8 protein-coding genes and 2 riboswitches are annotated in these 12,353 nt (G+C 63.7%); of the genes, 4 read left to right on the plus strand and 4 right to left on the minus strand.

Features of this window, described 5'->3' with window-relative positions:
- The first annotated feature begins 475 nt into the window (after nucleotides 1–475).
- Nucleotides 476–6,739 carry a kinesin gene (locus ASD31_RS15165; RefSeq protein WP_056335304.1) on the plus strand — a complete coding sequence of 2,088 codons (6,264 nt, stop codon included), beginning with the start codon at nucleotides 476–478 and terminating at the stop codon, nucleotides 6,737–6,739.
- A gap of 166 nt (nucleotides 6,740–6,905) precedes the next feature.
- A riboswitch (cobalamin riboswitch) is annotated at nucleotides 6,906–7,077 on the plus strand.
- 219 nt (nucleotides 7,078–7,296) lie between these two features.
- Here the strand turns inward: ASD31_RS15165 and ASD31_RS26815 are convergent.
- On the minus strand, nucleotides 7,297–7,671 hold the full coding sequence (locus ASD31_RS26815; protein ID WP_244483861.1) for a hypothetical protein: 375 nt from the start codon (nucleotides 7,669–7,671) through the stop codon (nucleotides 7,297–7,299).
- A gap of 32 nt (nucleotides 7,672–7,703) precedes the next feature.
- On the opposite strand from ASD31_RS26815, the gene ASD31_RS26820 reads away from it, so the two are divergent.
- The gene (locus tag ASD31_RS26820) at nucleotides 7,704–7,862 is read left to right on the plus strand and encodes an iron chelate uptake ABC transporter family permease subunit (protein WP_244483863.1); all 159 of its coding nucleotides are present in this window, start codon (nucleotides 7,704–7,706) and stop codon (nucleotides 7,860–7,862) included.
- 89 nt (nucleotides 7,863–7,951) lie between these two features.
- On the opposite strand, the gene lexA is transcribed toward ASD31_RS26820, so the two are convergent.
- Entirely contained in the window at nucleotides 7,952–8,665 is a 714-nt protein-coding gene (lexA, locus tag ASD31_RS15170; protein WP_056335829.1) for a transcriptional repressor LexA, read from the minus strand.
- A gap of 299 nt (nucleotides 8,666–8,964) precedes the next feature.
- Here lexA and ASD31_RS15175 point away from each other — a divergent pair, with 299 nt between their 5' ends.
- Nucleotides 8,965–9,276: a hypothetical protein gene (locus ASD31_RS15175; protein WP_056335306.1), complete on the plus strand. Its 312-nt coding sequence runs from the start codon at nucleotides 8,965–8,967 to the stop codon at nucleotides 9,274–9,276.
- A gap of 81 nt (nucleotides 9,277–9,357) precedes the next feature.
- Here the strand turns inward: ASD31_RS15175 and ASD31_RS15180 are convergent, their stop codons facing one another.
- Both ASD31_RS15180 and ASD31_RS15185 read right to left on the minus strand, forming a co-directional pair.
- On the minus strand, nucleotides 9,358–10,332 hold the full coding sequence (locus ASD31_RS15180; RefSeq protein WP_056335309.1) for a DUF1775 domain-containing protein: 975 nt from the start codon (nucleotides 10,330–10,332) through the stop codon (nucleotides 9,358–9,360).
- 106 nt (nucleotides 10,333–10,438) lie between these two features.
- Nucleotides 10,439–10,825: a DUF2946 family protein gene (locus tag ASD31_RS15185; protein ID WP_056335312.1), complete on the minus strand. Its 387-nt coding sequence runs from the start codon at nucleotides 10,823–10,825 to the stop codon at nucleotides 10,439–10,441.
- A gap of 156 nt (nucleotides 10,826–10,981) precedes the next feature.
- A riboswitch (glycine riboswitch) is annotated at nucleotides 10,982–11,069 on the plus strand.
- Nucleotides 11,070–11,212: 143 nt separating this feature from the next.
- On the opposite strand from ASD31_RS15185, the gene gcvT reads away from it, so the two are divergent.
- Nucleotides 11,213–12,349, plus strand: a complete 1,137-nt coding sequence (gcvT, locus tag ASD31_RS15190; RefSeq protein ID WP_056335315.1) for a glycine cleavage system aminomethyltransferase GcvT — start codon at nucleotides 11,213–11,215, stop codon at nucleotides 12,347–12,349.
- Nucleotides 12,350–12,353 lie beyond the last annotated feature (4 nt).

The following is a 12,353-nucleotide window of genomic DNA, read 5'->3' on the forward strand; positions in this document are numbered from 1 at the left end:
GCCTGCGCGCCCGCTTTTCCACGGATCTGTTTTGGCGGCTTCGATGCTGCCATCCGGTTAAAGTGGCATGGGCGGTCACGGCTTTCGCTCGGCATGGTTAACGACTGTTAAACCGGCCGAATCCAACAGCTTTCAGCGATAAACGGGAATGATTTCAATTAAGATATTGTTAGGATTTTAATGAATCCCGGCACCCTTAATTGTAAGAAACTGGTGAATGTGTCACTACGGTACGTTGAGGGATGTGTTCATGCCGTCCGGCACGAACCTCCCCGACGGGCGACCGCGTGGAATAAAGCATCTGACGAGGAGACTGGGTCTTCCGCAGATGTGTGGTGAAATGGGTGCATGTCAGGTTCTGCGTAAATGCGATACGCATGTCCTGCCATCACAGTCCGGTTCGGAGAGGCTCCCAATGCAGGCGGCGTTGCGGAGCGTCCTTCGGAAGGACGATCTAGTAACAAGGCGTATCCGCATGGCGACGAATAAAAGCAGCGAAACGATCGACGACAAGGCTTTTCAGGCGTTGGAAGACGCGCTGAAAATCGATTTCGATGAGCTCAAGTCTGCCTTGAACGACAAGACTTCCTTGGATGATCCGGAGGAACACGTGTCCGAAGCCAGCAACCCGGCGCCGGCGCCCGCCCGGTCCACAGGCGCAAGACCTCAACAGGACCAGGCCGGCAAGAGCGCCCGCGCCGAGGCACAGAAAAGCCTTTCCCCGGAGCCGGCACCCCGCGCGCCCAGCTTCGCTCCCGCAAATGACGACGGCCGCAAAAGCCCGGCCGCGATCCTGAGATCGCTCGACATGCGCTCCGGCCGCTCGGCGCTGCGCATCGCAGCCGCCGTTTCGCTGTTGTGGGTCGCTGGCGGCCTGGGTGTCGCCAATCTGCTTTACGGGCCTGAAATCTGGCAGATCCGCTCGCTCGCCGACCTTTCCGCCATGCCGGGCGCCATCGGCGTGGCCATCTTCATCATCCTGCCGGTGATGCTGTTCTTCTCCTTCGCCACCATGATCTCGCGCGCGCAGGAACTGCGCAATGCCGCCCGTTCCATGGCCGAAGTCGCGCTCCGGCTCGCCGAGCCGGAAACCGCCGCATCCGAACGCATCATGACCGTCGGTCAGGCTGTGCGCCGCGAAGTCTCGGCCATGAATGAGGGCATCGAACGCACCATCGCCCGGGCGACGGAGCTGGAAACGCTCGTGCATGCCGAAGTCAATGCGCTCGAGCGCAGCTATAGCGACAACGAGTTGCGGGTGCGCACCCTTGTCCAGGAGCTCGGGCTCGAACGGGAATCCATCGTCGGCCACGCCGAACGCATCCGTTCCTCGATCTCCGGTGCCCATACGCAGTTGAAGGACGAACTGGCGGTTGCCAGCGACGATATCGCCAACCGCATCGCCACCTCCGGCGAAGCCTTCGCCTCGATGATCGAAACCCGTGCCGCCGCACTGATGGAGCGATCCGAGAACGCCTCGCAGGCCATTGGTGCGATGCTCTCGACACGCACGGACAATCTGGTCTCAGGGCTCACGGCCGCCGGCATGTCGCTCAGCAACGAATTCGACACGCGCCTCGAAAACCTCAGCCACACGCTGACGAAGCGTGGCCAGCAGTTGCTCGGCCAGTTCGAAACCCGCGCCTCCTCGCTCGATGCGAATACCGAGAAGCTGAACGCAGCGCTGAACGAGCGCGCCCGCCAGCTGAACGAGACCCTGATTGCGCGCACCCGCGATCTCAACGAGAGCCTGAATGTCGGCCAGCAGGCGATCACCGGCGGTCTCGACGACATCCTCCATACGTTGAACGCGGCACTGGACGAAAAGGGCGCGAGCTTCCGCCAGAGCCTCAAGACCTCCGCAGACGACATGATCATGGACCTCGACCTTCGCTCCGGCTTCTTCGAGGAGAAGCTGCAGACCACGGTCGGGCATTTGTCGACATCCTTCGATTCTCGATTCCACGAATTTGCCTCCGCCTTCGACAAACGCGCCGGCATGCTGGATTCGAAGCTGATGGAGGGGCTCGCCCGTATCAACCAGTCGGTCAGCGGCGGCTCGGACGCGATCGGCGGCATTCTCGACGGCGGCATCGAGCGCTTCGAATCCGCCCTGTCCGAACAGTCGCTGACGCTTGCGACGACGCTCGGCACGACGCAGGACTTCATCGAGCAGACGATCAGCGGCAAGACTGCCGAACTCAGCGATGCCATCGGCAACGCCCATAGCCGCATCGATTCCGTGCTGACGGAGCGCTCGGGCTCGCTGATGAGCGCGCTCAGCGCCGCGCAGGACCGGATCGAGAACGGCTTTGCCGGCCGCGCCGATATGCTGGAGGCGACCCTCACCGAGAGCCAGAAGCGGATGGCCGAGACGCTCGAGGCCCGCACCGGCGCCATTTTCGCCCATAATCGGGAACTGACGGAAAACATCGAGGCGAAGACGAGCGGCTTCATCGACGGGCTGCAGGCCATCCACGGCCGCATCGAGGACACACTGAGCAGCCGCGCCGGCGACATCACCAGCGCCATCGCCACCAGCCAGACCCGCCTCGACGAGACGCTTTCGGAACGCACGGTGGAACTGGCCGGGCTGCTCGCCGCCAGCACGTCCTCCATCGACAGCGCGCTGGAGGGATCGGCCGAGCGGATCGATACGATCCTGTCCGAGCGGACCGGCGCTCTCGAAACAGTTCTGACATCGTCGAGCGCCGCGATCGAAAATGCCTTCGACGGCACGGCTGAACGCATCGAGACCGTCCTGTCGCAGCGCACCGGCACGCTTGCAAATGTCCTCACCTCTTCGGCGGGTGCAATCGAGAACGCCATCGGCGGCACGGCGGAGCGACTGGACCTTCTGCTTTCGGAGCGCAGCCAAGCGCTCCACGAGACGCTTGCCAGCCAGACGGCCACGCTCGACAGCCTGCTCGCGGACCGTTCCGCCGAGATCGCCGGCACCATGTCGGCACGGGCAAACGAGATGGCCGACACGCTGAACAGCCGCTCGGAGGAGATCGCCGACAATCTTTCGTTCCGCGCATCGGCCATCGCCGAAGCCATGACCGACCGCGCCGGCGACATCGAAAAGCAGCTTTCCGAGCGCGTCACGGAGGTGGCCGACAACCTGACCGGCCGCGTCAACGCGATCGCCGGCACGATGACCAGCGCAACTGCGGGAATTGCCCAAACCCTTTCCGGTCACACGTCCGAACTGGCGGCAATGATGACCGGCCGTGCGAACGAGATCGACCATACGCTGGCCAGCCGTGCCGATCTGCTCACCTCCTCCCTCGCCTCGACGCATGACCAGATCAAGGCGACGCTCGACGAGCGGATCGACGCCATCAACATCGCCGTGACGCATGGAACGGCGCAGCTTTCGGATGTACTCGGCGACCAGGCGACATCCATCGCCACGACGATCGCCACCAGTTCGAGCATGCTGGAAATGTCGCTCGAGGAGCGCCAGAACGCGCTTGCCAGGGCGATCGACACGAGCGCCGAAGCGCTGGAGCAGCGTCTGCGCGCCAGCACCGGCCATGTGGCGGGCCAACTGGGCGAAACGGCCGAGCAGATCGGCCGCGCCGCCGATACCCTCACCCACCGGCTGGACACATCGCTTTCCAGCATCAATGCCAGTGTCGATGAGACCGGTGCGCGCATCGAAACCAGCCTCGGCATGCTGGAAACCCGCATTCGCGATAGCGTCGGCGGCGTCAGCGACATCGCCAGCACGGCCGGCGAGCGGATCGCGGAAACACTGTCCGCCAAGGTCTCCGAACTCGACCAGATCAGCGACAGCGCAGTGACGCGCATCGCCGAAAGCCTGTCCGGCCGCACCGAGGAAATCGATCGGATCGGCAATGTTGCGGCGGCGCGGATTGCCGAAACCTTGTCCGGTCATACGGCCGAGTTCGACCAGATCGCCACCGCTGCGGCGGCGATGATCTCGGACAGCCTCTCTGACCGCACCCGCGAGATCGAAACCATCGGAAGCACCACGGCAAGCCGGATCGCCGAGACCTTGCGCAGCCATACCGACGATCTGGGTCGCGCCGGCGAGGAAGCCGCAAGCCGGATCGAAGCCAGCATCGAGGGCGGCACGGGCCGGATCGAGGAGCGGCTTGGAACCATGGATCGCGCGCTGTCGATCGGCCTCGACAATGTCAGCCGCACGATCGAGGGCAAGGCCGCAGGTCTCGTCACCAATCTGCGAGGCGCCGTCAGCGAAGCCGCCGAGGGGATCGACGCGGAGGCTTTGCGCTCGGCCGAAACCCTTACGAAGGCCGGCGAAGAGTTTGCTCAGGCCATGGCGGCACGCCAGGCCGATTTCCAGTCTTCCGTGGAACGGGCGGCGGCGACCGCCGCCATGCGCAGCGCCGAACTGGCGCGCTCGGTCGGCGATGCCACCGATGGCGCCACCACCCGCATCGCCGAGACCCAGGCCCGCCTTGACGAGCAGGCCTCGGTGCTCAACCAGAGCCTGAGCGAAGTGGAAAAGGCGTTGGAAGCGCGCGGCAACACGATCCGCTCGACGCTCGACGACAGCACGCGTGAACTGAATTCCATGCTGGCCGGACGTTCGGCCGAACTGACCCGCCTGATCGAGGAGAAGGCACGGCCGATCATCGACCAGTATGCGGCAACCGGCAGGGAAGCAGCCGAGCGCATCAGCGACGTGGCCGGACAGGCCGCGGAGCGCCTGCGCGCCGAAAACGCGACGCTGATCGACAGCCTGACGGCACGCACCGGCGAAACGGTGGACGCCATTTCCAGCCGCGCCGAGGAAACGGCCAAGGCGATGAAGATGGTCGAGAACCGCCTGCAATCGACGGCAATGGGCCTGATCGACCAGCTGGCGTCCAGCAATTCCTCGATCGCAGGCGTCATCGAGCAGGCAAGCGCCAATCTCGGCGCCATGGACGAGCAGCTGGAAACGACAACGGCACGGTTCTCCGAATCCGCCACCCGCGCCTCCGACATGCTGTCCACCTCCACCCGCCTCCTGGAAGGCAAGGTCGACAAGCTTGCCGATATTTCGGGCGCGACGCTTTCGCAGATCGGCGGCATCGTCGGCCGTTTCGAGGACCATTCGAGGGTGCTCAGCCAGGCATCCGACCTTCTGGGTGCCGCGCAGTCCAATCTCGCCAGCACGCTGGAGGAGCGTCAGGACGCGCTGCGCACCCTGTCGATCGGCCTCGTCAGCCGGTCGGAAGAAATCGAAAAGACCATGCATGCCCTGGAAGGTTTCGTCGATGGCGCCTTCCAGCGCGCCGAAGATCGTTCGGCCCAGGTCGCGGGCAATCTGCGATCCGGCATCCAGTCGTCGTTCAGCGATGTCGGTCGTATCCTGACCGAAGCCGAACAGCGCGCTGCCTCCGCAGCCGAGGCCATGCGCAGCGTCGTGGTCAAGGCCGGTGACGAAGCCAGCATGTCGGTCGAATCCGTCTTCATCCGTGCCGAGGAACGTTCCAACGAGATCGCCGGCAATCTGAGGGCCGGCGTGCAGGCCTCGTTTGCCGAGGTCAGCAAGACCCTGTCGGATGCCGAAGCGCGCGCCACCTCCGCAAGCGAAGCCATGCGAACGGCCGTCAGCAAGGCCGGAGAAGATGCCGGCATGGCTGTCGAAGGCGCCTTCGTGCGCGCCGAGGAACGGTCCAAGGAGGTCGCTTCCCGCCTGCGCGGCAGCGTCGGCGCATCCTTGTCCGATATCGACCGGCTGATGACCGATACCGGCAAGAAATCGGACGTCGCCGCCCAGCAGATGGGAGAATCCATCCGCCAGGCCGTCGAGGAAGCCGTCACCCGCTTCAGCGGCGCGACCGACGAAATCCGCCGCTCGGCTCACGAGATCCGTCGGGAACTCGACGTGACCCGCGAAGAACTGAAGCGCGGCGCCTTCGACCTGCCGGAAGAAGCCAAGGAGAATGCCGCGGTCATGCGCCGGGCCGTCTCCGAACAGATCAAGGCGCTGCAAGAACTGTCTGACATCATCGGCAAGTCCTCCAGCCAGCTCGAGGTCTCGCAGCCGCCGGTTCGCCAGCAGGAAGCCCAGCAAGCGGCGCCGCAGCCGGTTGCCGCCGCACCCGCGCGCGCCGTTCAGCCGCAGGCAGCACCTGCCTCGCTTCGCCAGGAGGCAACACCGGCGCTTCGCGGCAGTCTTGGCCTGGAACAGCAGCCGCGCGCGCTTGCCCAGCAGCCTGCGAGCCGCCCGGCCGAGGCGCCGGCGCAGACTCGTCAGCCGGAAGCCCGCCAACAGGAAGAAGGCAGCGGCTGGATGCGCGACCTGCTGCGGGGCGCATCGCGCGACGAGCAGACCGCCGTCGCCGCGCCCGCAGCCAGGGCAAGCGAAAGCCAGCCGTCGGTCCGCGCCGGCGACACGCGCAATCCGCGCCATGTGATGGAATCGCTGAACTCGCTCTCGGTGGATATCGCCCGGGCCATCGACCATGATGCCTCCGTCGATCTGTGGCGCCGTTACCAGCGCGGCGAACGCGACGTCTTCACCCGTCGCCTCTACACGCTGAAGGGCCAGCAGACCTTCGACGAGATCAAGCGCAAGTATGAACGCGAGCCGGAATTCCGCACCGCCGTCGATCGTTACATCGCCGATTTCGAAAAACTGCTTGGCGACGTCGCCCGCAGCGACCGCGACAAGGTGATGACGCAGACCTACCTGACATCCGACACCGGCAAGGTCTATACAATGCTTGCCCATGCGGCAGGCCGGTTCAGCTGATTGACCGACAGACGGCTCCTCTTCCGGGAGCCGTCTTCGTCCGCCCCGCCATCCGGTCGGCGCCCCCCGTGTCCGGCAGGCGAAATGCCGCACGGCAAATCCTTCGAACGGCGTCTTTGTCGACGATACGAGCCATTCGCGACGGTTGTCAGCCGTGCGGAATCATGCCCATTGCCAAATCGATGGTGCTGCGTGCGGGGTGACCCTGGAGGCGGCTTAACAGGGAACACGGTGAGGACGCCCCATCAGGAGCCGAAACCTTGGCTGCCCCCGCAACTGTAAGCGAAGAGTGCATCCACCCGCGATCCAGGAGACCTGCTATCGAACATGATCAACCGTAACGGACGGGGTGTTCAGACGGAAAAATCTAGCCTGAAAGCAGCGCGCGCTTGCGCCTGCCCTCTTTCGCCATTTTGCCTCCCGGGCCTGCCCGCGGAGAACAGACATGGCCGATCCGGCAACTCATCCACTAAAACATCGTTTCGGGCCAGCACCAGCGGCGGCGACCTGAGGATTGGCCAGCGATCCCTGACTGTACTCGCTGGCCAGACGCGGGATCATTTCCAGGCGCCGGTACCGGGCTTCGAACGGGGAGAGGCGCAATGAACGCGCATGCGACCTTCGGTGCCGCGAAGAGTTTGCCGCGCGTTTCCGGGCTCGGCTGGGGCCGAAGGCTGACCTTTTCCTTGTGCGCGATGTAAGCTTTTCGCTGAAGCTCGGCGCACGCCCGGCGTCATCGGGCCGAACGGCGCCGGAAAGACCTCTCCCGCGCTGCCTCTATCGCGGGCCAAGGGCGATGAAACGGCGACGACGCTGGGCATTCCGGTCGCAGGCGCTTTCGCGCCCAGATCTTCATCGTCACCGCGCTCCCGGCTGGCGTGATGGTGGCCTTCTGCGGCGTCATCAGCCTTGTCGGCCTGATCGTGCTGCATTATTTCTCCGGTCGCTGGCCGGCACCGACAATGTGCGTGTCATCCCGCTCTGCGCGCTCGCCGGTACGGTGCTGTTGAACCTAGCCGATATCGCCGCCCGTATCGTCCTGGCGCCGGAGGATATGCCGGTCAGCGTGGTGACGGGGCTCGTCGTCAGCATCGCCTTCATTTTCATCCTTCGCCGCAGCTAAGGACACGCATCCTAAATTTCGACCAAAGGTCTATCGAACACCTCCGGATAGCCAGGACAGGCCGTGGCATTGGCACGCGGAACGCGGCTTTAGTGATAGCGGCGGATCAAGCCGACCAGCTTGCCCTGGATCTTCACCCGGTCGGGTCCGAAAATCCGCGTCTCATAGGCGGGATTGGCGGCCTCGAGGGCGATGGACGCGCCCTTGCGGCGGAACCGCTTCAGCGTCGCCTCCTCATCGTCCACCAGCGCAACGATGATCTCGCCCGGATTGGCACTGTTGGTGGTGCGGATGACGACGGTATCACCATCCAATATGCCGGCCTCGATCATCGAATCGCCACGCACTTCCAGTGCGTAATGATCGCCGGGGCCGACCATTTCGAGCGGCACTGAAATATCATGGGTATTGTTCTGGATCGCCGAGATCGGCACGCCGGCGGCGATGCGTCCCATGACCGGTACGGACACCGAATTATTGTCCGTATTGGCCGCGCTCCTGGCGGGTGAAGCGGCCGGCTGGGCGCCAAGACTACCCTGGATGACGCTGGGCGAAAAACCGCGCTTTGGCTGCAGGCTTGCCGAATAAGCTTCCGGCAGTTTGATGACCTCCAGCGCGCGGGCGCGATTGGGCAATCGGCGGATGAAACCGCGCTCTTCGAGCGCGGTGATCAGGCGGTGGATGCCCGATTTCGACGCGAGATCCAGCGCGTCCTTCATTTCGTCGAAGGACGGTGGCACGCCGGATTCCTTCATTCTTTCGTGAATGAAGAGAAGCAGTTCCTGTTGCTTGCGCGTCAGCATGAAAGACAACTCCAGAATCGAGAAACAAATCAAGAACGAACCTACATGTTCCATATGTGTTCCGCAAGTCCCGGGCGGTGTTTCCCCACGGCCTGGCCGATACCGGACCATTCGGCACGTCATTTGGCCTCGGTCCCCTCCTGATGGCGCTCTGCAAATTGCACATGAAAGCCGCCTGCAGAGCAATTGCCGCGCGTAATCGATCACATTCGAATAAAATCTTACCGTGCAAATTGAGGCGCGCGAAATCCAGTGCGTGTAGTTTTGACGTGAATCCAAGGAGGCCACAGGCGCACATCATGACCCTGGTCGTTACCATGTCAGCCACGACGGCGGCTTATGCGGCGCAAGCCGTCAAGCCGTCCGCTCGCGTGAGCGGCGACGGCCCGACGGATGAGGCGATCACGCTCCTGTCGGCCCGGCCGAAGGAGGAGGTCTCTCCCCATACGGTCGCCGCCCTTCGCAGCCCGACATCGCTGTCCCTGATGCTGATGACGGCCAAGGGCCGCTTGCCCCAGGGCACGCGCGGTGAAGTGCTGGACCGCTACATGGAATTCGAACCGGTGGACGAAGATGCGGCCGATCAGGCGCCCGAGGGTCGGCAAGGCTAAGTCATGTCATGCGCCGTGCAGCGTTAACCCAAAACAGCGGCGCCTCTGCGGGCGCCGCCATTATACCAACTTTCCGTTCGTTCAATTGTGCTGGTGCGTGGTTCCGGCGGCATTGCCGACCGGCAGCACATAATCGACTTTCCCGGCCTTTTCGAAGGTCAGGGTCAGGGGCACGGTGTCGCCTTCGGCAAACGGCTTGACGACATCCATGAACATCAGGTGCATACCGCCACTTTTCAGCTCGACGGTTTTTCCGGCCGGAACGGCAATCCCGCTCTCCAGCTTGCGCATTTTCATCACATCATTCTCGATGACCATGTCATGCAGTTCGACGCGTCCTGCCGCCGGGCTTTCGACAGAAACCAGGACATCGTCCTCACTGCCGCCGTTCGTCACGGCCAGGCCGCCGCCGCCGACCTTGGCGCCCGGCAGCATGGCCTTGATCGTGCCGCCGGAAATCTCGATCGCACCGACCTTGACCGGCGTCGGCGCCGCCATGCCGGAGGCATGCGCGGCGTGGCCACCATGATCGCTCTCGGCCATCGTCACGGTCACCGTGGGCGCGGGATGATCGAGCGAATGGGCATCCGTGCCTTCCGGTGCCACCTCGTCCCAGACCGCCTTGTCCGAGGCGCCACAAAGCTGCGTTACCGGGAAGGCGATCTGGGTCTTCCTGTCGAAGCCGGAAAGCTTTCCGCTGATCACGAAGGTATCGTAGAATTCATCGGCGAGATCGCCGTTCTTCCAGCGGATCTCGATCGGGCCGGCCTTCACCTTTTCACCGTGATTGTCATAGGTTTTCTGGTAGTCACCCTTGATGATTTCGAGCTCCCAGCCGGCCTTCGGCTGCGGCTTGGCAAAAACGAAGCCTTCGGGCAGCTTAACGCGAACTTCCGAGGTTGCCTTGCCGTCGCAGCCATGCGGTATCTGCAGCACGGCCTTGAACTGGCTTTCCGATGGCGCCTCCTTCTTTTCAAAGCTCGTATGCGCCTGCGCCGCGGCCGCGCCGGCAAGGGAAAGCGCGAAGGCAAGGAAGGTGGTTCTGGTCTTGGTCATCGTCTGTCTCCGGACCGGATGCTTGCCGCAGCGGCAAGCCGGTCGATGCCGCTTCGGAGCGGCTGAACAATCTCAATCATGACGGAAATCGCAAAAGCGAGGTGTTTCAGCCGAGACGCGGAGGCGCGCGCGATTGCGGCAGGACGCGCGGATAGTCGATGAAGACGAAACGGAACTCGGCGTCCGTTGCAATGTCCAGCGCGACGCGGCCGATGAGATAGGCATCGCCCGGCTCCGGCAGCAGAATGGAAGCCGCCAGCCGGCAATAGTCGCAGATGGAAGCAAGTTCGCCGGTCGGCGTTCCATGGTCCTTGACGCCATCCGTCCCGAAGCAGATCTCGCCGATCGAACCGTCGGGCAGCACATAGGCCGCCGCCACGTCGGGCGTGATCTGGCGGGCGAAGGCAGGCTGATGGGCAAAGGACAGCAGCAGAAGCGCCAGTGCCGAAAGCACCCTCACCGCCACGCTTATCGGTCGCCGGGACCTGGTCATCGTCTGTCTCCGTATGGTCTCATTGCAGTATCGCGCCGCAGGCGAAAATGCAAAGGCCGTTTTGCCGCATCCCTCGGCTCCAAATGATACGACAAAAATCTGCTCGAGCGCGACATTTTGCGCTTGCCAAGGACGCGGGATCGCCGTTATCTGAGGCCGATCTTGTTGGGAGAATCCGGCGCATGCCGGTGCCGAAGGAGCAACCGCCCCGGAAACTCTCAGGCCAAAGGACCGACAAGGTGCCGTCAGGACTCTGGAGAGAAGCATTTTGCTCGCCGAAGGGATAACAATCTCAGGCAAAGGGACAGAGGGGGCTTGAGGAAACGTCGCATCGTGGATGCGCCGTGGAGATGAGCCGGCGCGTTGCGCCAAACCCGGAGGCCGGACTTGGACGATCATTCCCCCTTGTTACAAACACAACTTCATGCGCTGCATGTCTCGCTCGGAGCCCGCATGGTGCCCTTTGCCGGCTATGATATGCCCGTGCAATATCCAGCCGGCGTCATGAAGGAACATCTGCACACGCGCACCGCCGCCGGCCTCTTCGATGTCTCCCATATGGGGCAGGTCATCCTCCGGCCGAAGTCCGGCCGCATCGAGGATGCGGCGCTGGCGCTGGAAAAGCTGGTTCCCGTCGACGTCCTCAGTCTTGCCGAAGGCCGCCAGCGCTATGGGCTCTTCACCAATGACGAAGGCGGAATTCTCGACGACCTGATGATCGCCAACCGCGGCGACCATCTTTTCCTCGTCGTCAACGCGTCCTGCAAGGAGGCCGATTTCGCCCATCTGCAAAAACATCTCGGCGACAGCTGCGAACTGACGCTGCTCGATCGCGCACTGATCGCCTTGCAGGGGCCGAAGGCCGCCGAAATTCTGGCCGGGCTCTCGGCCGATATTGCGACCATGCGTTTCATGGATGTGGCCGAAGTCTCGCTGCACGGCGTGCCCTGCATCATCTCCCGTTCCGGCTATACCGGCGAGGATGGGTTCGAAATCTCCATTCCGTCTGAATCCGCCGAAGACCTGGCCCGCCGCATCCTGGACCATCCCGATGTCATGCCGATCGGCCTTGGCGCGCGCGATTCGCTGCGCCTCGAAGCCGGCCTGTGTCTCTATGGAAACGACATCGACACGACGACGACGCCGGTCGAGGCCGCGCTCGAATGGGCCCTGCAGAAGGTGCGCCGGGCCGGTGGCGCGCGCGCTGGCGGGTTCCCGGGCGCCGATGTCATTCTTGGCCAGTTCGCGGATGGCGCCGATCGTCGCCGGGTCGGGCTGAAGCCGGAAGGCAAGGCGCCGGTGCGCGCCGGCGCGCAGCTGTTCGCCGATGCCGAAGGAAAGCAGGCCATCGGTTCCGTCACCTCCGGCGGCTTCGGCCCGAGCGCCGATCACCCCGTGGCCATGGGCTATGTCGCCAAAAGCCATACGGTCATCGGCACGGAAATCTTTGCGGATGTGCGCGGCAAATTCCTGCCGATCACGGTCGCCGCCCTGCCCTTCGTTACCCCTACCTACAAACGCTGATCTG

The organism is Rhizobium sp. Root482 (genome assembly GCF_001426565.1).
Classification (GTDB): Bacteria; Pseudomonadota; Alphaproteobacteria; order Rhizobiales; family Rhizobiaceae; genus Pararhizobium.

What these genes read in the sequence shown, in the direction of transcription:
- ASD31_RS15175 (WP_056335306.1), top strand. Translation starts at nt 8,965, where the DNA reads ATGACCCTGGTCGTTACCATGTCAGCCACGACGGCGGCTTATGCGGCG.
- lexA (WP_056335829.1), bottom strand. Translation starts at nt 8,665, where the DNA reads ATGCTGACGCGCAAGCAACAGGAACTGCTTCTCTTCATTCACGAAAGA.
- ASD31_RS15165 (WP_056335304.1), top strand. Translation starts at nt 476, where the DNA reads ATGGCGACGAATAAAAGCAGCGAAACGATCGACGACAAGGCTTTTCAG.
- ASD31_RS15185 (WP_056335312.1), bottom strand. Translation starts at nt 10,825, where the DNA reads ATGACCAGGTCCCGGCGACCGATAAGCGTGGCGGTGAGGGTGCTTTCG.
- ASD31_RS15180 (WP_056335309.1), bottom strand. Translation starts at nt 10,332, where the DNA reads ATGACCAAGACCAGAACCACCTTCCTTGCCTTCGCGCTTTCCCTTGCC.
- ASD31_RS26815 (WP_244483861.1), bottom strand. Translation starts at nt 7,671, where the DNA reads ATGCAGCACGATCAGGCCGACAAGGCTGATGACGCCGCAGAAGGCCAC.